Annotated in this window: 16 protein-coding genes; 7 read left to right on the top strand and 9 right to left on the bottom strand. The window is 72.8% G+C overall.

Features of this window, described 5'->3' with window-relative positions:
* Window positions 1-270: 270 nt before the first annotated feature.
* From coaD to QOZ89_RS29845, 3 genes are all read right to left on the bottom strand, one after another.
* Entirely contained in the window at window positions 271-768 is a 498-nt protein-coding gene (gene coaD, locus QOZ89_RS29855) for a pantetheine-phosphate adenylyltransferase (protein ID WP_071050580.1), read from the bottom strand.
* Window positions 765-1,322 (bottom strand): 16S rRNA (guanine(966)-N(2))-methyltransferase RsmD, encoded by a 558-nt coding sequence (gene rsmD / locus QOZ89_RS29850; RefSeq protein ID WP_071050581.1) that lies wholly within the window; start codon window positions 1,320-1,322, stop codon window positions 765-767. The genes coaD and rsmD overlap by 4 nt, the downstream gene beginning before the upstream one ends.
* Window positions 1,323-1,606: 284 nt before the next feature.
* Window positions 1,607-3,892 (bottom strand): ATP-dependent DNA helicase RecG, encoded by a 2,286-nt coding sequence (locus tag QOZ89_RS29845; protein ID WP_071050582.1) that lies wholly within the window; start codon window positions 3,890-3,892, stop codon window positions 1,607-1,609.
* 297 nt (window positions 3,893-4,189) lie between these two features.
* Between QOZ89_RS29845 and rpmB the strand changes: the two genes are divergently transcribed.
* Window positions 4,190-4,378 carry a 50S ribosomal protein L28 gene (rpmB, locus tag QOZ89_RS29840; RefSeq protein ID WP_007516655.1) on the top strand — a complete coding sequence of 63 codons (189 nt, stop codon included), beginning with the start codon at window positions 4,190-4,192 and terminating at the stop codon, window positions 4,376-4,378.
* 527 nt (window positions 4,379-4,905) lie between these two features.
* Window positions 4,906-5,355: an SCP2 sterol-binding domain-containing protein gene (locus QOZ89_RS29835; protein ID WP_071050583.1), complete on the top strand. Its 450-nt coding sequence runs from the start codon at window positions 4,906-4,908 to the stop codon at window positions 5,353-5,355.
* A 215-nt stretch (window positions 5,356-5,570) separates the two neighbouring features.
* Here QOZ89_RS29835 and thiD read toward each other — a convergent pair whose 3' ends face one another.
* Complete coding sequence (thiD, locus tag QOZ89_RS29830; protein WP_071050584.1) at window positions 5,571-6,470, bottom strand: bifunctional hydroxymethylpyrimidine kinase/phosphomethylpyrimidine kinase; 900 nt, start codon at window positions 6,468-6,470, stop codon at window positions 5,571-5,573.
* Window positions 6,471-6,877: 407 nt separating this feature from the next.
* Here thiD and QOZ89_RS29825 point away from each other — a divergent pair, with 407 nt between their 5' ends.
* Both QOZ89_RS29825 and QOZ89_RS29820 read left to right on the top strand, forming a co-directional pair.
* Window positions 6,878-7,111 carry an Lrp/AsnC family transcriptional regulator gene (locus tag QOZ89_RS29825; protein ID WP_071050585.1) on the top strand — a complete coding sequence of 78 codons (234 nt, stop codon included), beginning with the start codon at window positions 6,878-6,880 and terminating at the stop codon, window positions 7,109-7,111.
* 4 nt (window positions 7,112-7,115) lie between these two features.
* Window positions 7,116-7,583, top strand: a complete 468-nt coding sequence (locus tag QOZ89_RS29820; RefSeq protein ID WP_083419092.1) for a DUF3515 family protein — start codon at window positions 7,116-7,118, stop codon at window positions 7,581-7,583.
* Between the two features lie 48 nt (window positions 7,584-7,631).
* Here QOZ89_RS29820 and QOZ89_RS29815 read toward each other — a convergent pair whose 3' ends face one another.
* On the bottom strand, window positions 7,632-8,777 hold the full coding sequence (locus tag QOZ89_RS29815) for a D-alanine--D-alanine ligase family protein (RefSeq protein ID WP_071050586.1): 1,146 nt from the start codon (window positions 8,775-8,777) through the stop codon (window positions 7,632-7,634).
* Window positions 8,778-9,162: 385 nt separating this feature from the next.
* Here QOZ89_RS29815 and murA point away from each other — a divergent pair, with 385 nt between their 5' ends.
* A complete protein-coding gene (gene murA, locus QOZ89_RS29810; protein ID WP_312626847.1) occupies window positions 9,163-10,674 on the top strand; it encodes a UDP-N-acetylglucosamine 1-carboxyvinyltransferase in 1,512 nt (503 codons plus the stop codon).
* 163 nt (window positions 10,675-10,837) lie between these two features.
* On the opposite strand, the gene QOZ89_RS29805 is transcribed toward murA, so the two are convergent.
* Window positions 10,838-11,893: an NAD(P)H-dependent glycerol-3-phosphate dehydrogenase gene (locus QOZ89_RS29805; protein WP_198543362.1), complete on the bottom strand. Its 1,056-nt coding sequence runs from the start codon at window positions 11,891-11,893 to the stop codon at window positions 10,838-10,840.
* Window positions 11,894-12,076: 183 nt separating this feature from the next.
* Between QOZ89_RS29805 and cofC the strand changes: the two genes are divergently transcribed.
* On the top strand, window positions 12,077-12,799 hold the full coding sequence (gene cofC, locus QOZ89_RS29800) for a 2-phospho-L-lactate guanylyltransferase (RefSeq protein WP_071050587.1): 723 nt from the start codon (window positions 12,077-12,079) through the stop codon (window positions 12,797-12,799).
* A 176-nt stretch (window positions 12,800-12,975) separates the two neighbouring features.
* Here the strand turns inward: cofC and QOZ89_RS29795 are convergent, their stop codons facing one another.
* Together QOZ89_RS29795 and QOZ89_RS29790 are read right to left on the bottom strand one after the other, a co-directional pair.
* Window positions 12,976-14,445 carry an EAL domain-containing protein gene (locus tag QOZ89_RS29795; RefSeq protein ID WP_071050588.1) on the bottom strand — a complete coding sequence of 490 codons (1,470 nt, stop codon included), beginning with the start codon at window positions 14,443-14,445 and terminating at the stop codon, window positions 12,976-12,978.
* Window positions 14,446-14,983: 538 nt separating this feature from the next.
* Window positions 14,984-16,075, bottom strand: coding sequence for a transglutaminase family protein (locus QOZ89_RS29790; RefSeq protein ID WP_312626841.1), 1,092 nt, complete (start codon window positions 16,073-16,075; stop codon window positions 14,984-14,986).
* A 493-nt stretch (window positions 16,076-16,568) separates the two neighbouring features.
* On the opposite strand from QOZ89_RS29790, the gene QOZ89_RS29785 reads away from it, so the two are divergent.
* Window positions 16,569-18,833 carry an RNA degradosome polyphosphate kinase gene (locus QOZ89_RS29785; protein WP_071050589.1) on the top strand — a complete coding sequence of 755 codons (2,265 nt, stop codon included), beginning with the start codon at window positions 16,569-16,571 and terminating at the stop codon, window positions 18,831-18,833.
* Between the two features lie 205 nt (window positions 18,834-19,038).
* On the opposite strand, the gene QOZ89_RS29780 is transcribed toward QOZ89_RS29785, so the two are convergent.
* Window positions 19,039-19,320 (bottom strand): HU family DNA-binding protein, encoded by a 282-nt coding sequence (locus QOZ89_RS29780; protein ID WP_071050590.1) that lies wholly within the window; start codon window positions 19,318-19,320, stop codon window positions 19,039-19,041.
* Window positions 19,321-19,556 lie beyond the last annotated feature (236 nt).

Below are 19,556 nucleotides of genomic sequence, written 5' to 3'. Positions count from 1 at the left end.
CACCGCGGCGTCCCCGCCGGATCCGGCGGAGCCCGGGGTCCCTTCCGGATCGCGGAGCCGGGGTCCCTGCCGGATCGCGGAGCGATCTGGGGGGTCTGCTGGGAGGTCTGCTGGGGTCTGCTGGCAGGTCCAGGTCGGTGCAGGCGACCGTCCCCGTCAGCGTCGCCCTAGGAGACCGCCGAATGACTCGGGACCGCGCCGGGCTCGTCCCAGGTTTGCCCCGATCGACCTATGCGGACGGACTCTGGCGAGTCGGGCCGCCGGAGCTACTTATTCGGCGGTCTCCTGGAGCCGTTCGCGCAGGTGCTTGAGGACGACGTCGGGGACCAGGCCGCTGACGTCGCCGCCGTAGCGGGCGACATCCTTGACCAGGCTCGAGGACAGGAACGCGTACTGCGGGTTCGTGCTCATGAACAGCGTCTCGACCCCGGCCAGCCGGTTGTTCATCTGCGCCATCTGCAGCTCGTAGTCGAAGTCGCTCACCGCACGCAGACCCTTGACGATCGACATGACGCCGTGTGCCTGGCAGAAGTCGACCAGAAGCCCATGTGACGTCTCCACGACGACGTTGGCCGTCGCCTGCGGATGGTCACGCACAGCCTCACGGATGAGTTCCATCCGTTCCTCGACGGTGAACAGCGTCGTCTTCGTCTTGTTGATCGACACCGCGACGATGACCTCGTCGAAGAGCTTGCTCGCCCGCATGATGATGTCGAGATGGCCGTTCGTGATCGGGTCGAATGAACCAGGACAGACAGCCCTCCTCATGATCGAGAACCGTACCAGAGGACGGCCTCCCCGTACCCCCTCGAACGGAGCTCGGTCACACCGTCTGGCCAGGTCGGGGGCGGCGAACGGCGAGTTCGCTCGACCACACAGACACCGTCCCTGTTCAGCCAGCACTGATCTACGAGCTGACGGAGCACCTCGGCGAGCCGAACGTCGTCAAGCGCGTACGGAGGGTCCAGGAAAACCACGTCGTAGGGCTGCCCGACAGTGGCGTCCACCACACGCTCCACGGCGCCCACGACGACCTCGGCGCCGGCGAGGCCCAACTCGGTGGCGTTACGCCGCGCGACCCTCGCCGCCGCCGGGTCACGCTCGACGAGCAGGGCATGCTTGGCGCCCCGCGACAGCGCCTCCAGGCCGACCGCCCCGCTGCCCGCGTACAGGTCGGCCACCCGGGCACCCGACAGGTCGACAAGGGTCGCCAACGTGTTGAAAAGTCCCTCCCGCGCTCGGTCCGAGGTGGGTCTGGTCCCCATTCCCGGCGGCACGGCGAGCCGGCGCCCACCCGCGACCCCACCCACGATCCGCGTCATCCGGTCCAAGCCTCCGGCCGATCAAGCGACATCATCAGCCGCGACCTGCTCTGATAGGCGATCAGCGCAACCCAGCCACCACAAGTGACAGCGCATCGGCGCACCACCAACCCAGCCACCTCCCCGACCCCGACTCAGGCCGACCCCGGCCATACGCATCAGCCCCGAATCCAGGCTAGGAGGGCGCTCTGGCGCCCGACAGGCGCCGCCCGGCCGGGGTCCCTGCCGGATCGCGAAGCGATCTGGGAGGTCTGGGGCGCGAAGCGTCCGGCCGCGGGAGCGCCCTAGCCCTTCTCGAGGTACTCGACGGGACGGTCGTCCAGGGCCAGCGCGACGCGGCGGGCCAGGGCCGGGTGGGAGGCGAGATCCGGGTCGGTGGCGACGAGACGGCCGGACTCCTCCCGGGCATCCAGGATCAGCCGCTCGTCCTTGAGCAGCTCCAGCAGGCGCACCGTGCGGCTCCGGCCGGACTGGCTCGCGCCCAGCACATCCCCCTCACGGCGCTGGCCCAGGTCGAGGCGGGCGAGCTCGGCGCCGTCGGTGGTGGCCGCGACGTTCGCGAGCCGCTGCGTGGCCGGCGTGTCGCCGTCGACCTCCGTGTGTAGCAGGCAGACGCCGGCGGCCTCCCCACGCCCGACCCGCCCGCGAAGCTGGTGGAGCTGGGAGACGCCGAACCGGTCCGCGTCCATGATGGCGATCACCGTCGCGTTGGGGACGTCCACGCCCACCTCGATCACGGTCGTCGCGACCAGCACGTCGACCTCGCCGGCCGCGAACCTGGTCATCACCGCGTCCTTGACGTCCGTCGGCAGCCGGCCGTGCAGCGCGGCGACCCGCAGACCAGCGAGCGGCCCCTCGGCGAGCCAGGGCAGCAGCTCCTCGACTCCAACCCCGGCGAGCGAACCCGCTCCATCGCCGAAACCGAGCTCATCGGCGCGGCCGCCCGCCTCCGCGGCGGGCGGACCCGTCCGCGACCCCGGTGGACGGCCCGGCGTGGTTCCGCTCGGTCCGTCCTCCGGCTCGAGCGGGTCCTCGTCATCGTCCTGGCCGGCCGCCACAGAGCTGATCCGTGGGCATACGACGTACGCCTGGTGACCGGCGGCCACCTCGTCACGGATGCGGCCCCAGATCCGGTCACGCCAGCTCGGATGCGCGGCCGCGTCCACGACGAACGTGGCGATCGGCGACCGGCCGGCCGGCAGCTGGGTGAGCGTGGAGACCTCGAGGTCACCGAACACCGTCATCGCGACCGTGCGCGGGATCGGCGTAGCCGTCATCACCAGCACATGTGGGGGGTCGGTGGCCCGGGTACGCAGCGCGTCGCGCTGCTCGACCCCGAAGCGGTGCTGCTCGTCCACCACGACGAGCCCCAGATCGCGGAAGGCGACACCCTCGTGCAGCAGCGCGTGCGTGCCGATCACCAGACCGGCGCCGCCGTCGGCGGCCGCCGCCAGCGCCTCCCGCTTCGCCCGGGCGCCGAGCGAGCCCGTGACCAGCGCGACCCTGGTCGCCGGCGGGGTCTCGTCCAGCTCCCCCGCCCGGCCGAATCCGCCCAGCAGGGCACGGATACCCCGGTAGTGCTGGACCGCGAGGGTCTCCGTCGGCGCGAGCAGGGCGGCCTGGCCGCCGGCGTCGACGACGGTGAGCATCGCCCGCAGCGCGACCACCGTCTTGCCCGATCCGACCTCGCCCTGCAGCAGCCGGTGCATCGGGACCGGCTCGGCGAGCTCGGCCTGGAGCGTCGCCCCGACCTCGCGCTGGCCGTCGGTGAGCGTGAACGGAAGCTGGGCGTCGAAGGCCGTCAGGATCCCGTCGGGGCGAGCCCGGCGGGCGATCGTCGCCATGGCCGAGATCTCGTGGCGGCGGCGGGCGAGGATCACCTGCAGCGTCATCGCCTCGTCCCACTTCAGCCGCCGGTGGGCCCGCTCGACGTCGCCCGTCGACTCCGGTTGGTGCACCAGCTCGTAGGCCTTGCGCAGGTCGACCAGCCGGTAGCGGGCCCGCAGGTCGGCGGGCAGCGGATCGGCCAGCTCGCCCAGCCCGCCGAGCAGCACCCGCACGCAGCGACCGATCGCCGGCGAGTTGACCTGCTCGGTGGCCGGGTAGATCGGCACCAGCGCCCGGGCCCACCGGTCCGGGTCGTCGCCAGGGCCGTCATCGTCCTCCAGCGGGTGCGTCTCCGGGTTGACCATCTGCAGGCGTTGGTTGAACCGCTCGACCTTGCCGGAGAACACCGCCACCGAGCCGCCGGACAGCCGGCGGACCGGCGACCTGGCTGGGTTGAAGTAGGTGACGGCCATCTGGGCGGTCCCGTCCGTCACGGTCAGGACCGCGTAGCGCCGTCCGGTGCGAGCAGTCTTGCTCTCGGACCTGACGACCCGCGCATGCACGGTGGAGACCTCGCCCTCGACGAGGTCGGCGAGGTTGGTCAGCTCCCCACGCCGGTGGTAGCGCCGCGGCAGGTGCTCGAGCAGGTCGGCGACGGTGACCAGCTCTAGCGGGCGCTCGCCCAGCCGCTTCGCGTCCTTCGCCGGCAGCAGGTGCCGCAGCGGGGTGTCCAGCTCGATCACATTCCCGATACTGCACCCGGACAGCGACAGTCTGGCGCCGCGTGCCGCCTGGCCGCGCCGCCCGCCGCGACTCGCGGGCACCTCAGGGAACCCGCGGGGACCCACGGCGGCCCAGGCACCAGTCGCGCTGTCTCTGCGGTAGCCTTCAGTGAGTACCGCCGTGTCCGGGTTGTTTCGGCGCCCGTTCGGCACCACTCGTCCGCCGGCATCCGCCCGTGGGCGGGCGCCAGCGGCGGGCCAGCGCGGCCGGAACCCCGGCCACGGCTTCATCAACAACCTCTCGGCGGAGTGTTTCTCGTGTCTTCGGTGTGCGACGTCTGCGGCAAGGGACCGGGCTTCGGCATGTCGGTCTCCCACTCCCACCGGCGCACGCGGCGGCGTTGGAACCCCAACATCCAGACCGTGCATGCCCTCGTCGGCCGCACCCCCAAGCGCCTGAACGTGTGCACCTCGTGCATCAAGGCGGGCAAGGTGACCCGCGCATAGGGCTGTCCCGCGCCGGACGCTTCGCGCCCGCCGCCGGGCGCAGCCTGTCGGACGCTGAGCGTCCTCCCCACGTGGTTCCGGACCCTGGCATATGGCGGTGGTAGTGCCTGGTTTCGGGCTGGCGAGGTGGCCGGCTTTGACGCAGCGCTGAGGCGCCGTCACTTTCTGTGGCTAGGTTGCGTACATAGCTTGCTAAAGAGGCGCCACGTGCGTGGCGCCTCTTTCTTGTCCGGTGATGGCGCTTATCCGGTGATGGCACGAATGCCCGCCGGCTGACGCCTCGCGCCCGACGAGGTGGCCGGCAGGCTGGCCCCCTGGCTCAGGCCGGTCTTCGCCGGGGGCGGACGAGGCGGCGCGGAGCCGAGGAACACTCCCGTCGTAGGACGCTTCGCGCCGGTGACCGGGGATGGAGACAACGGCTCACCACCGACCGGCGATCAGGCAGGTGCCCCTGACGATCCGCCGACCCAGGCGTGCTGATATGAGAGGGATCGTTTCTCGGACCCTCTTGTACCGGAGCCGCCGACATGCCCCAGACCTTGCCGGACCTGAACACGCTCAGCCTTGAGCAACTGGTCTCCTACACCGCCGGGCTCCCCGACGCGGCGCTTGAGGACCTGATGAGCGGGGCGGAGCGATCGGTCCTCCTCGACGAGTACTTCGACCGGATGGCGAAGCAGGCCGACCCAAACAAGATCAAGGACCAGAACGCGGTGGTGCACTTCCACATCACCGAGCGGCCGGGTGGCGGCACGGACAACTACGAGATGGTCATCCGGGACGGCGCCTGCGTCATCAACCGCCAGCCCGTCGAGAGCCCCAAGGTGACCGTCACCCTCGACGGCGTCCGCTTCATCAAGCTGATCAGCGGCACGGCCGACCCGACGAAGATGTTCCTGACCCGCAAGCTGAAGATCAGCGGCGACATGATCTTCGGTGGCAAGGTGCTCGGCTGGTTCGACATCCCCACTCCCTGATCCACGGGCGTCCGGGCGCGCGAGGCCTCGATACCGTCGCGCGCCCTTCGGCCTGGCCCGGTTCGGGACCCGCTCTCCGGCCCGGCCCGCCGTGCGCCCGGAGATCACGCGACCGGCCTCATGCCATCGGCCTCGGGAGATCAGCGATCTGAGAGGCCGGCGACGGCTGCCTGGGGCTGGTATAAGGCCGGACCCGCCAACACCCTCCGGGGCCCCTACCTGGCCAGTCGGTGAGAAGGAGCGATCGGGGGTGACGGCGCTTCCCCGCCCGCCGACGCGGCCGACGCGGCCCGCCACCGCCAGCCGTGATCGACCGGCCCGATCCCGGCCCCCAGGGCAAACCCCACCCGCAACGCGCCGGTGACGTAGTCCTTGGCGACCCGCGCCGCCGCCGGAACGTCGAGCCCCATCGCGAGCCCGGCGGCGATCGCCGAGGCGAGCGTGCAGCCCGTCCCATGCGTGTGTCGGTTGTCGGCTCGCTCGGCCCGCAGGACGACATCGGTCGTCCCATCGGTGAGCAGGTCGACCGCCTCACCGGGGAGATGTCCGCCCTTCACGAGCACCCAACGCGGCCCGAGGCTCAGCATCGCCTCAGCGGCCCGCCACAGCCCGGCCTCGTCGCGCACCTCGACGCCGGTCAGCAGGGCCACCTCGTCCAGATTCGGCGTCGTCACCGTGGCCAGCGGCAGGAGCAGGTCGCGCAGCACCGACACGGCGGCCGGCTCGAGCAGCCGGTGGCCGTGCTTGGACACTCCGACCGGGTCTACGACGAGCGGCGCCGAGAGCCCCCTCAGCTCCTCGGCGACCACCCGGACCAGCTCGGGCGTGGCCAGCATGCCGGTCTTGACCGCGTCCACACCGATGTCGCTGACCACCGAGACGATCTGTGCCCGCACGGCCTCGGCCGGCAGCTCCCACGCCCCCTGGACGCCGACCGAGTTCTGCGCGGTCACCGCCGTGACCGCCGTCATCCCGTGCACGCCGAACGCGGCGGCCGTCTTCAGGTCCGCCTGGATTCCGGCGCCGCCGCCGGAGTCGGAACCCGCGATCGCGAGCACCCGCGGGGGCGCGGTACCCGGCCCCGGAATGGCGGTGACGGCCGCGGCCGACGTCATCGTGATGCCCCGGAGGTGGCCCCGCCCGCCCCCGGCCTCGCGGCTCCGTCTGTCTTGCTGGTCACATTTCCTCCGTCACGCCGGTCACGGCCATGTTGTCATCCGGGCCCCTGGAACCGCGCCGCGCGACCGCGCCAACCCGACGGTTCGCCCACCTGAACCCAGGTTCGGCCTTGGCCAGACAAACGCATGGTGGTATCAATCACAGATCGGGGGTCGTGATTGTTCCGCGGTGGTGGCGCCGTCGCCCGAACCGAGGCCGGTCAAGCCCTCTGGCGGCACGGAGACTCGCGCGTTCACAGCAGTTCCTTCGGCTGGGAGCCTCTCCCGGAGGCCGATTGCCTGTTACCGTCTCTCGGCCCGTACTTCTGCTCGACGGGCTGTCGACGTCCGACGAGGGAGCGTCTGTGGTTCACGCGTACATCCTTATCCAGACCGAGGTCGGCAAGTCCGCGTCGGTGGCAAAGGAGATCGAGCAGATCCCCGGTGTCACGCAGGCGGAGGACGTCACCGGCCCGTACGACGTGATCGTGCGCGCGGAGGCGAGTTCGGTCGACGATCTGGGCAAGCTGGTCATGGCCCGGGTGCAGGCCGTCGAAGGAATCACCCGCACGCTGACCTGCCCGGTCGTGCATTTCTGACCGGATGAGCAACTGGCGGGCGGCCGGCCTGGCGGCCGCGATGGCACTTTTCGCCGCGGGATGCGCGGGCGGGCCCAAGCCGGTGACGGTGACGGGTGCGCCGACGCCGACCGGCGAGGCCGCCGCGTCGTGCCGGGCTCTGCTGGACGCACTGCCCGACTCGCTCGGCGAGGGGCTGGACCGGCGCCAGGTCACTCCGCAGGGGGTGGCCGCCGCCGCGTTCGGCTCCGCGCCCGTCCTGGTCACCTGCGGGGTCGAAGGCGTCGCCACCACCTACCGGCCGGACTCCGTCGTCTCCGAGCACGACGGTGTGCGCTGGTTCCCGGAGGAGGCCGAAGGGAGGTCACGCTGGTCGACGCCGACCAGGCGGCCGCAGGTGACGCTGACCTTTCCGGACGACATCGTGCCCTACAACGTGATCGCGGCTGTCAACCCCGCCGTCCTGGCCCATACCGTCGACACCGCGCCCTGAGCCCTGGGCCCTGAGACGAACGGAGGACGCCGGGGCTACCGCCGGTCACTACCGCAGGCCGCTGCCGCGGCGCAGCGCCAGCTCGATGAGGCGGTCCACCAAGGCCGGGTAGTCCAGGCCGCTGGCCGCCCACATCCGGGGGAACAGCGAGGTGGGGGTGAAGCCCGGCATCGTGTTCACCTCGTTGATGATCACCCCGCCGGCCGGGGTGAGGAAGACGTCGACCCGGGCGAGCCCGGCGCAGTCGAGCGCGCGGAACGCGGCGGCCGCCGCGGCGCGCACCCGGGCGGCGGTCTCGGGTGGCAGGCCGGCAGGGACGTCCAGGCGGGTGTTCGATGAGGCGTACTTGGCCTCGAAGTCGTAGAAACCGGCCGAGGAGTCGACGACGATCTCCGCTGGGACGCTGGTCTCAGGCTCGCCGCCGCCGAGCCGGTCGAGCACGCCGCACTCGATCTCCCGACCGACGATCGCCGCTTCGACGAGCACCTTCGGGTCCGACTCGCGCGCGGTCTTGATCGCGGTGTCCAGGTCCTCCCAGGCGTCCACCCGGCTGATCCCGATGCTCGACCCGCCCCGCGCGGGCTTGACGAACATCGGCAGGCCCAGACGCGCCTTGTCGGCCTCCGAGAGGGTCTCCCCCACCCGCAGCACCGCATACGGACCGACCGGCAGCCCGGCCGCCGCCAGCAGGGCCTTCATGTGCTGCTTGTCCATCGCGGCGGCACTGGCGAACACCCCGGAGCCGACGTAGGGCAGCCCGGCCATCTCCAGCAGGCCCTGGATCGTGCCGTCCTCGCCGTAAGGGCCATGCAGCAGCGGGAAGACCACGTCAACGTCCAGGCCGCCGGGCTCACCGCCGACGATCCCGGCCGCCAAGGCGGGCGCGGCCGCCGCCTCCGTGACGGAGTCCAGCGCGACGAGGGCGGCCCCGTTCGGGCCCGGTGAAAGGATGACGCCCTGGCCGGCGCCCGAACGCACCTCGGGCAGCTCATGGCCGTTACCGGCCAGCGCCGCCGGGTCGTCGGGCAGCGCCAGCCACCGCCCGTCCGGCGCGATGCCGACCGGGACGACCTCATACCGGTCGCGGTCCACCGCGGCCAGCACGCCGCGAGCGGACACGCAGGAGATCGCGTGCTCCGGGCCGCGCCCGCCAAACACGATCGCCACCCTGGGCCTTCGCGCGAAGCCAGCCATGCGGGGACAGTAACCGAGGGTCTGTTGCGGCCAGGTGAACCTCTTCCCACCGGCCCGGGCCCGAAGGGGCCAGGCGCGATGTGGGCGAGACGTGGTGTGGGCGAGACGTGGTGTGGGCGAGACGTGGTGTCCAGCGCCAACCGGGTGGCGCCGGGTCACACCGCCGAAGCCGTCTGGTTGAATTCCCGGGGCCGGCTGTCGTCGGCCCGAAGCCCTTGGACCACCGGATCGCGACCGACAGTGATCGCGCATTCCGCCTTGGCCCGCGTCCCGAGGGCGGGCCAAGAAGTTCGCCGCCCAGCGCGGCGCCTCGTGGCCCGCCCATTCCGCCCAAGGGGCGCCCCGGACTCCGGGAGACCCGCCCCGACCGCGAGGAGGCCACCCCATGCCCCCGACCTCCCAGCAATCCTCCCCGCCGGCCTCCCGGGCTGGCGAAGCCGACCCAGGAGGAGCCCCGGGCTCCGCGGGGCCGAGAGGAGCTACGCCGGCGCCTGGCTCTATCACCTCCCGGCGGGAGGCGCCCCAGGCCACGGCCGGCCCCGCGGCGCCGCTCCTGGCCCCTTCCGCCAGCGACCGGCACCGGTACCGGATCGTCGGCGGGCAGCCGCTGGTCGGCTCCGTGGAGGTCTCCGGCGCCAAGAACTCGGTGACCAAGCTCCTGGTCGCGACGCTGTTGACGGACGAGCCGTGCACGCTGGCGCGGGTGCCCCGCATCGTCGAGGTCGACGTCGTCCTCGGGATGCTCGCCGAGCTCGGCGCGCAGGTCGAATGGCTCGACGACCACCGGGTGCGCATCGCGACGCCACGGATCGCCGACGCGTCGCTGTCCGAGGCGTACTCGGGCGTCAACCGGATCCCGATCCTGATGATGGGACCGCTGCTGCACCGGGTGGGTGAGGCGGTCGTGCCGCTGCCCGGCGGCTGCCGGATCGGGAAGCGCCCCGTCGACTTCCACCTGGCCGGGCTGCGCGCGATGGGCGCGGAGATCGTTGAGCAGCTCCGGTCGGTGCAGGTCAAGACCCTGGGCCTGCACGGCGCGCATGTCGAACTGCCGTTCCCGAGCGTCGGCGCCACCGAGAACCTGCTGCTCGCCGCCGTCCGCGCGAAGGGCACCACGGTGATCTCGAACGCCGCCGTCGAGCCCGAGGTGATCGACCTCATCCTGTTCCTGCAGCAGATGGGTGCCCTGGTCGACGTCGAGGTGGACCGCACGATCGTGGTCCAGGGGGTGGAGCGGCTGCACGGCGCCGACCACACCGCGATCCCCGACCGGATCGAGGTCGCCTCGTTCGCCGCCGCCGCGGTGGCGACCAACGGCCGCGTCGACGTCCGCGGCGCTCATCAGGAGCACGCCGCGACGTTCCTGAACCACCTGCGCCGCCTCGGCGGCGAGTTCAAGGTCACCGACGGTGGGATCACCTTCTACCGGGCCCGCGAGCTCACCGCCACCCATGTGCAGACGGACGTCCACCCCGGCTACATGACCGACTGGCAGCAGCCACTGGTCGTGCTGCTCACCCAGGCCCGGGGCGCGTCGGTGGTCCACGAGACGATCTACGAGGACCGGTTCGGCTACACCCGCCAGCTCAACGAGATGGGCGCGAGCATCGCGCTTTCGACGACCTGCCTCGGCGGCAAGGCCTGCCGGTTCGCGGCCAGGGACTTCGAGCACTCGGCGGTCGTGTCCGGGCCGACCCCGCTGGTCGGCGGCGATCTGGAGATCCCCGACCTGCGCGCGGGCTTCGCCTACATCCTGGCCGCGCTGGTCGCGGGCGGCGCCAGCACGATCTCGGGCACCCGCTTCCTCGAGCGCGGCTATGAGGACCCGGTCGGCAAGCTCCGCTCGAGCGGCGCCCTCATCGAGCCGCTGCCCAGGTTCCCCGGGTATTTTGGCTGACGCAAAAATCCACGGGGACCCCTCGCGTCGGGCCGGGGCAGAAGGACCCCATCGGATGTCTCCCGCGCGGCTACGCCTCGGTGGGATCTTCGGAACAGTCGTCCGAAGATCCCACCGGAGCCTGGCATCAGGCCCACACCTCCGGCGACGCCCCGACAGGTCTTCACCCGCCGCCTCGGTACACGGGGCGGTTCTCGGGTCCCGGCTCTCGGCTCATCAGCTCCTTGACCGCCTCCAGCGGCGGCAGCCCGTCGTAGAGGACCCGTTCCACCTGCCGGCTGATCGGCATGTGCACGCCGAGCCGGTAGGCGAGCGCGAGCAGGGGGCGGCACGACCGCACCCCTTCCGCCACCTGACGCTGTTCGGCCAGCACCGCCTCCAGCGTCATCCCGCGGCCGAGCTTCTCGCCGACGGTGCGGTTGCGCGACAGCGGCGAGGAACAGGTCGCGACCAGGTCCCCCAGGCCCGCGAGCCCGGCGAAGGTCATGGGATCGGCGCCCAGCGCCACCCCCAGCCGGGAGGTCTCCGCGAGCCCTCGGGTAATGAGCGACGCGACGCTGTTCGCCCCGAACCCGAGACCCTCGACCATCCCGGCGGCGAGCGCGATGACGTTCTTCGTCGCGCCGCCGAGCTCGCAGCCGATGACGTCGGTGTTGGTGTACGGGCGCAGGTACGGCGTCCAGCAGGCGGCCTGGACGGCGGCCGCAGTCGCGGCCGAGACGCTGGCGATCACGGTCGCCGCCGGGTCCTCGGCCGCGATCTCCCTCGCCAGGTTCGGCCCGCTGACGACCGCGATCCGCTCCGGGCCGCAGCCCGCGATCTCGCCGATCACCTCGCTCATCCGCCGGCTGCTGCCGTCCTCGATGCCCTTCATGAGGCTCACGTAGATCGCCGTCGGCTCGACCAGCGGCGCCCAGGCGGCCAGCGCCGGGCGAAGCGCCTGCGCCGGCACGGCCAGCACCACGAGGTCGGACCGGGCCAGCGCCTCAGCCGGGTCCGATGTCGCCAGTACCCGGTCTGGTAACCGGACCTCGGGCAGGTAGCGCGGGTTCTGGTGCTCCCGGTTGATCGTCGCCGCCAGCGCGTCGTCGCGGGTGACCAACATCACCCTCCGCCCGGCGTCCGCGAGGATCTTCGCGAAGACCGTTCCCCACGACCCGGCGGTGAGCACCGCGGCCGCCCGCAGCGGACCGCCGCCGTCACTGCCGTTCGTCGTCATGCTGCCGAAGTCTCATCCACTCGTAACCGGCTCGTCGACCAGCTCAGCCGTACCGGGCTTGGGCCGACGTTATGTCAGCGCCCTCCGTGCGGCGGCGCCGCCACCGCGCTATGACCCGCCGGGGCACCCGCCGGACGTGGTCTCGACGTCTCGTCACGCCAGACAAGCCCATATGGTCGGGTCGTGGCGGGCGGGCGACCCAAGGGGTGGATCGTCGTGCTGCCGTTGAAGCGGCTGGGCGCGGCCAAGAGCCGCCTGGAGCACCCGGGCCGGGCGCTGCTCGCGCTCGCGATGGCGACCGACACCGCCGCGGCGGCGGCGGCCGTCGGTCGTGACGTCGTGACAGGCGTGCTGCTGGTGACCAACGACCCGGCGGCGAGCGCCGCGATCACGACTCACGCCGCGGACGGCGGTGACCTCGCGGGAGACGGCCCCGAGGGCCAGGGCCACGGAGGCCTGGCACCGGTGCTGGCCGTGCCCGACCTGCCCGACCTGGGGCTCAACGCGGCGCTGCGGCACGGCGCCAGGATCGCCACGCGGCGCTGGCCGGGGCATGGCATCGCCGCGATGTCGGCCGACCTCGCCGCGCTGCGGCCGGCCGAGCTGCGCGCCGCGCTGCTGGCGGCGCCGCCCACCGGCCGCGCGGTCCTCGCCGATGCCGCCGGAACGGGCACCGTCCTGCTGTGCGCGGCGCCAGGCAGCGAGCTGCTCCCCCGGTTCGGCGAGGACAGCCACGCGCTGCACCTGCGGTCGGGCGCCGTCGACCTGACCGGCGGGCTCGCGGCCACGGTTCCCGGTCTGCGCCGCGATGTCGACACGGTCGCGGACCTCGCGGCGGCGCGGCTGCTGGGCGTAGGCCCGGCGACCAGCGCCGCGCTCGCCACGGCGGCGGCGAACGCCGGCTGACCTCACCGTGCGGTAGAGGCCGGCGACGGCACAGGTAGAGGCCGGCGACGGCGGCCGTCCAGGCCGCAAATGCCAGCGCGCCCACCACCCAACCCGGAACAAGGCGAACCCGGTCGAGGAACGTCTCGCCCAGCAAGGAGAGTTCGCCGCTGGCGGCCGTCCAGGCCCGCCAGCCCTCACGAGCTCAAATACGCGCCGACCGCCGAGCCAGCCAGCGGCGCCACGGGCGCGGCGGCCGCCAGCAGCGGTGCGAGCGTCGCCAGCGGCGCCGGGCGGGCGAACAGGTAGCCCTGTCCCAGCTCGCAGCCGAGCAGGGCGAGGTCGGCGCGCTGCGCCCGCCGCTCGATACCCTCCGCGACCACCACGGCGCCCAGCGAGCGCGCGACCGTGATCACCGACCGCCCGAGCCGCGAGGCCCGCCCCGGGCCGAGCGGGTTCTCGATCAGGCACCGGTCGAGCTTCACGACGTCGACCGGCAGCTCGTGCAGCGCCGCGAGGTTCGTGTGCCCCGCGCCGACGTCGTCCACCGCGATGCTCGGCCCGAGCGCGCGGATGGCCTCCAGCACCCGCGCGGCGACGGCCAGGTCGGCGATCCGGAACGTCTCGGTGATCTCGACGACGAGCCGGCGCGGGTCGAGGCCACTGGCGCCGAAGGCTCTGGCGAACACGTCGGGCAACGCGGGGTCGGCGAGCCGCGACGCGGAGACGTTGACATGCAGCCGGGTCGCCGGGATGCCGCGCGCCGCCGGCAGCACCGCGGCGACCTCGGCACAGGCCCTGCCCAGCACGAGCTCGTCGAGCGTCCCCACCAGGCCCCCGTCCTCGGCGGCGGCCACGAACGTCAGCGGCGACACCGGGCCGCGCCCCGGTTCGGTCCAGCGCGCCAGCGCCTCCAGCCCGACCACGGCGCCGTCCACGAGCCGCACTATCGGCTGGTAGTGCACGTCGAAACCAGCCTCGTCCCAGCCGTGGTGGCGCACGGTCACGAGCGCCTCCGCCAGCCGGGCGCCCAGGGTCGCCCCCGTGACCTTCCCGGCGAGGCCTCCCTCGGCCTGCGCGGCCCGCTTCCCTGCCTGTTTGACGCCCTCGCCCAGGCCGCGGGCCACGGCGAGGCCGGGCGGGAACGGCCTCGGCAGGGCGACGAGGGCGGCGGCGGCCAGCAGCGGCGCCGCGAGCGCCCCGGCCGCCACCGCCGCCCGCGCGAGCCCCGACGCGGGCGCGGGGCCCAGCCCCACGCCGACGGCCTGCAGGACGGTCCAGCCCGCGAGCGCCATCGTCAGGCGCCCGAGCCAGCCGCGGTCGGGAGCCGTCGCCCTCCACAGCGACCAGCCCGCGACTCCGGTCGCGGCGACACCCGCGCCAGCGGCGCCGGCCTCGACGATCGTCACGGCGCCGTCGTCAGTGACGACCCGCGCGAGCCCGGCGACCAGCGCCGCGAGCAGCGGCACCAGGGAGGCCGGCCGCGCCGGAACCGAGACGGTCGGCGCCGGCCCGGCGGGGCGTCGGGGCGGCGCATGCCGGCCGGCTGGCATGCCGGTGGCGAGGACTCCGCCCGGGCCCAGCGGGCCGCCGATGCCCAGCGGGCCAGGCGCGCCCAGGGGGCTGCCCGCGGCCGCCGACCGGCTCACGGCGTCGATGTCTGTCACGGCCTGAGCCGCCTCCCTCTCCCGCACCGCGCGGTGCCCGCCGCGCCCGGCCCCGCCACCTGCGCGCGCTCGAGCCAGGCGCGCCCGCACGGGCGCGCCTCCGAACGGTGTCCCTGGGCCGGGTGCCCGCCGCCTGTCCCAGCCGCGATCCCGCTGAGGACAGGTCAGACCGACGGACAGTCATGCCAGTCGTGCATCCAACCCGCGCACACTTTGACACGCACCGTATCCGCACTGCGGCGGAACACTGCATCGAGTGGCGAATGAATCACGACCAGTCGCCGAAGTGGCGATCAAGTGGGCCATCGCGCGGGCCGCCGGAAGCCGGCGGAGACCGGAGTGGGCAGGCTGGCGGCGGCTGGGGAGCGGATTCGTGGTGAGGGCCGCCGCGGGTCACCACCGGCGTGTCGCGACACGCCGACGGTCGTGATCCACTTCCGGCCGCCCCCACGGACCCCCGTGAGAGGCGTCCGTGGGAGGCGCCTCTGGGAGGCGTCCGGCCGCGGGCGCCGGCGTCTTGCTCCGGGCGGTGGGGCGCTCAGCCCTCGCCCAGGTCGATGACGTCGACACGCTGGCTCGCGGCGAGGACACCCCGGCCGGTGCCTCGGTACGCGCCGGAGGTCGGCATGACGTCGTGGTAGTCCCGGCCGGCCGCGATGGTCACGTACCGGCGGTCGGCGAGCCGGTTGTGGCATGGGTCGAGCGCCACCGCCACGGCGCCCGCGCCGCCGGGCGCCGCCCAGGCCGCCCGGCCCCGGCCCGGCGTCGACGGGCCGGGCGGAGGCGGCGCCCAGCCATCGGGCAGGACCACCTCGACCCAGGCGTGTGACTCACCGTCACCGACGAGATGGCCGAGCACATACCGGGCCGGAAGGCCCGCCGCCCGGCACAACGCGATCATCACGTGCGCCTGGTCCTGGCAGACGCCCGCGCCGCCGGCGACCGCCTGCGCGGCTGTCGTCCCGACGTGGGTCGTGCCCGGGCGGTACGCGATGTTCTCGAACACCCATGCGCAGCACCGACGCGCGGTGGTCAGCGGATCCGGGCCGGTGAGCCGGCTCGCGACAGCGGTGAGCGTCTCGTCCGGGGTGGTCAGCGGCGTCGGCGTGTGCAGCCGCCGGCCGGTGAGCGCGGACGCGGGCAGCGCCGGCCAGCCGGCGGACGGGCCGCGTTCGACGATCGCCGTGACGTCGAAGTCGAGAACGGTGGGCACCTCGTCGAGGAAGACGGTCGCGGTCCGCGCCCCGTCGGGCCCGCGTTCCCAGCGGACCGACGCCGCGGCCGCCGAGACGGCCAGCTCCCCGTGCCGGGCGGTCTGGTCGCCGTGGCGGCGCGGCGGCAGCACGACCAGGCGGTGCGCCAGATCACGCGCGGGGCCGTCGTAGCTGTAGCGAAGCCGCTGGCGGATCCGGTAGGTCACCCGCCCGGCCGCCGCCAGGGCCTCCGCGCCGGCGTCGACCGCGGGTCTGCCCAGCAGATCACCATCGATGCCCGGCTGGCCGGCGCTCGGCTGGCCGGCGCCCGGGTGCTCGGCCGGCGTGGCGTGGCCGCCGTCCACCGAGGAGCCCTGGGCGGAAGGGACGATGGGGCGTGGCCGGGACAGCAGGTCCTGCACGGTCAGCGCACCCATCCCTCCCCCGCCGGGCCCAGACGCGGCGACACCCAACTACCGCCCGGCTGCCTCCGCCCGCCTCGTCGGCCGGCGAGCCGGATCGACGCTTCGGCTCTCCCAGGCCCGGCCGTCGCACCCACGCTAGGGGAATACCGGCGGGCGTCCGGCCTCGGGGCCGGCGCACAGGTGGCCGACGGCGTCTCCCGTGGACCGCGGCGGCCCGGAGACCCTCGCTGACGGACGTGCCGCCGCCAGCGCGAGCGGCCACCCGCCCGCCGCTCTCGCCCCGGGAGGGCGACACTCGTCAGCCTGCAGAGTGAGTCGTTTGGTAACCCGCTCGCAACCGATGGTCCGCCCAAAGTGTTTCCCGCTCATTAACAGACGTGATCCGGAACAGACGTCATCCGGACAGCGAGCGCCGTACGCACCACGGCGGGCGCGCCGAGTGACGACCGATGCAGGACATCGGGATCGGCTGCCGAGTTCACCTCGGGCTGGCACCATCGCTGGCATGGCTGAGCTGGTGGTGACGAGGTCCGGTACCCAGTCTGAGCAGGGTTCAGATCAGCAGCGGCGCAAGCCCCGCAGTGGCCTGCTTGAGCCGCTGGAGGCGCCCAGGCCCCCGCTGCCCTCCGACCTCCCGGATGACCGGTTCATCAACCGTGAGACGTCCTGGCTGGACTTCAACGCGCGTGTGCTGGCGCTCGCGGAGGATGTGAGCACTCCGCTGCTGGAGCGGGCCAAGTTCCTCGCGATCTTCGCGAGCAACCTGGACGAGTTCTACATGGTCCGGGTTGCCGGGCTGATGCGGCGGGAGGCGACCGGGCTCACCGTCCGCTCCGCCGACGGGCTGACCCCCCGGGCGCAGCTGGACCTGATCAGCGGCAAGACCGCCCAGCTCACCGACCGCGCGATCCGCTGCTTCACCGACGAGGTGCTGCCCTCGCTGGTGCACGCGGGCATCAGCATCCGGTTCTGGCACCAGCTGACCACCAAGCAGCAGCAGCGCCTGCACGAGTTCTTCCACGACCAGATCTTCCCGGTGCTCACCCCGCTCGCCGTCGACCCCGCGCACCCGTTCCCGTACATCAGCGGCCTGTCGCTCAACCTCGCGGTGACGGTGCGGGACCCGGGCGACGAGGCCGAGCGCTTCGCCCGCGTCAAGGTGCCGCAGAACGTTCCCCGGCTGATCCGGGTGGACCTCTCCCCCGAGGACGCCGCCGGCGACGAGACGGCCGGCCTGGACGGCGCGGGCAACGGTGTCGAGGGCGGCGCAGGCGAGCCGGAGCCCGACCGCTACGCGTGCTTCGTGCCGTTGGAGGAGGTGATCGCCGCCCATCTGTCCCAGCTGTTCCCGGGCATGGAGGTGGTCGACTCCCACATGTTCCGGGTGACCCGCAACGCCGACCTCGAGGTCGAGGAGGACGAGGCGGAGGACCTGCTGCAGGCGTTGGAGCGCGAGCTCGCCCGCCGCCGCTTCGGCCCGGCGGTGCGGCTCGAGGTGGACGCGGACATCGACGACGGCCTGCTGAAGATGCTCTGCCGCGAGCTGGAGGTCCTGCGCCGTGACGTGCACCTGGTGCACGGCCTGCTCGACCTGTCCGTGCTGTGGGCGCTGTTCGACCTCGACCGGCCGGAGCTGAAGTTCCCGCCGCGGGTCCCGGTGACCCACCCGAGCCTGGTCACCGAGGCGGGCGAGGCTGCGGACTTCTTCACGGTGCTGCGCGAGCGCGACGTGCTCGTCCACCACCCGTACGACTCGTTCACCACCTCCGTCCAGCGCTTCATCGAGCAGGCCGCGGCCGACCCGCGGGTGCTGGCGATCAAGCAGACGCTGTACCGGACCTCCGGCGACTCCCCGATCGTGGACGCGCTGATCGCGGCGGCCGAGGCGGGCAAGCAGGTGGTCGTGCTCGTCGAGATCAAGGCGAGGTTCGACGAGACCGCCAACATCCGGTGGGCACGTGAGCTGGAGCGTGCGGGCTGCCACGTCGTCTACGGCCTGATCGGGCTGAAGACGCACACCAAGACCTGCCTGGTCGTCCGCCAGGAGGAGGACGGGCTACGCCGCTACTGCCACGTCGGCACCGGCAACTACAACCCGAAGACGGCCAGGCTCTACGAGGACCTGGGCCTGCTGACGGCGGACGAAGAGGTCGGCGCGGACCTGACCGACCTGTTCAACGTGCTCACCGGCTACAGCCGCCAGACGGTGTACCGGTCGCTGCTGGTCGCCCCCGAGCGCATGCGCGACGGCATCATCGAACGGATCGAGCGGGAGGCGGCCGCGGCCAGGGCCGGCGAGCCCTCCGGGGTCCGGATCAAGGTGAACAGCCTCGTCGACGAACAGATCATTGACGCTCTCTACCGGGCATCCCGGGATGGCGTGCCGGTACGTTGCCTGGTGCGCGGCATCTGCGCGCTGCGTCCCGGAGTGCCCGGCCTGTCAGAGACCGTGCTGGTGCGCTCGGTCCTCGGCCGCTACCTCGAGCACAGCCGGGTCCTCGACTTCACCTCGCTGGACGAGGTCTGGATCGGCAGCGCGGACATGATGCACCGCAACCTGGACCGCCGGGTCGAGGCGTTGGTCCGGGTGACACAGGCCGACAACCGGAGGGCCCTGCGCCGGATGCTCGACTACGCGTTCTCGCCCGACGTGTCCGTCTGGGACCTCGCGCAGGACGGCCGCTGGGAGCGCCGCGTCACCGGGCCCCAGGAGAACCGTCTCTCGGACTACCAGGCCGATCTCGCCGCCTGGGCACTGCGCCGCGCCTGAGCCGGGACGGAGACCCCTCGGCGCGGCGCGGCCCGCCGTTTTCGCCGCCTTTCCGGAGGTGAAACACGGCGGGCCGACGCGACCCGCTCGGGCTTGGAGCTAGCCGAAGTCGCTCCCCCCGGAAGACCGGCTGGCGCCGGTCTTCCGGGGACCCCTGCGGCGATGATGGCGAAGCCTCGCGTGGCCGGAGGCCGTCAGACGCGGCCTAGTCGTTGGACGAGACGCTGGACTTGAAGTCCGAGCCCGGGCGGAACTTCGGCACCACCGACGCGGGGACGTGAACCGGTTCGCCGGTCGCGGGGTTGCGTCCGGTCCGCTCGGCACGCTCCACCCGCTCGAAGACCCCGAAGCCGGTGATCGTCACCTTCTCGCCGGCGGAGACGGCCTCCTGGATCGCGTGGAACACCGCGTCGACGGCCTTGGTCGCGTTCGACCGGCCGCCTTCGATCTGCTGAGCAATGCGGTCAACCAACTGGGACTTGTTCACAACAACCTCCGGACACCCCCCGCGGGTGCGGGGTGGGGAGCAGATCGGGCATCACACTGCGCTGCACCGTAGGCATCTCTACTGTCGAGGGCAATTCCCAGAAGCGTGTCGCGTCACACAAACCCGCACGTCAGCGGGTTCGAGACAATCGGCGACCGGATCACTCTCTTCTGTTGCGGCGCACAGTCGAACACGATCAGCACAATCAACCCGCCGATTTTCGAGCCGTTTCAGAC

Origin of the sequence: Pseudofrankia coriaricola (assembly GCF_032027725.1) — a bacterium.
Lineage (GTDB): Bacteria > Actinomycetota > Actinomycetes > Frankiales > Frankiaceae > Pseudofrankia.
This window is presented reverse-complemented; position numbering and strand designations above follow the sequence as displayed.

Bases quoted from the DNA above. Each gene is read 5' to 3' on its own strand.
- QOZ89_RS29820 (WP_083419092.1), top strand. From the start codon at position 7,116: ATGAGCAACTGGCGGGCGGCCGGCCTGGCGGCCGCGATGGCACTTTTC.
- coaD (WP_071050580.1), bottom strand. From the start codon at position 768: ATGAGGAGGGCTGTCTGTCCTGGTTCATTCGACCCGATCACGAACGGC.
- QOZ89_RS29815 (WP_071050586.1), bottom strand. From the start codon at position 8,777: ATGGCTGGCTTCGCGCGAAGGCCCAGGGTGGCGATCGTGTTTGGCGGG.
- murA (WP_312626847.1), top strand. From the start codon at position 9,163: ATGCCCCCGACCTCCCAGCAATCCTCCCCGCCGGCCTCCCGGGCTGGC.
- rsmD (WP_071050581.1), bottom strand. From the start codon at position 1,322: ATGACGCGGATCGTGGGTGGGGTCGCGGGTGGGCGCCGGCTCGCCGTG.
- QOZ89_RS29805 (WP_198543362.1), bottom strand. From the start codon at position 11,893: ATGACGACGAACGGCAGTGACGGCGGCGGTCCGCTGCGGGCGGCCGCG.
- QOZ89_RS29785 (WP_071050589.1), top strand. From the start codon at position 16,569: ATGGCTGAGCTGGTGGTGACGAGGTCCGGTACCCAGTCTGAGCAGGGT.
- QOZ89_RS29790 (WP_312626841.1), bottom strand. From the start codon at position 16,075: ATGGGTGCGCTGACCGTGCAGGACCTGCTGTCCCGGCCACGCCCCATC.
- thiD (WP_071050584.1), bottom strand. From the start codon at position 6,470: ATGACGTCGGCCGCGGCCGTCACCGCCATTCCGGGGCCGGGTACCGCG.
- QOZ89_RS29835 (WP_071050583.1), top strand. From the start codon at position 4,906: ATGCCCCAGACCTTGCCGGACCTGAACACGCTCAGCCTTGAGCAACTG.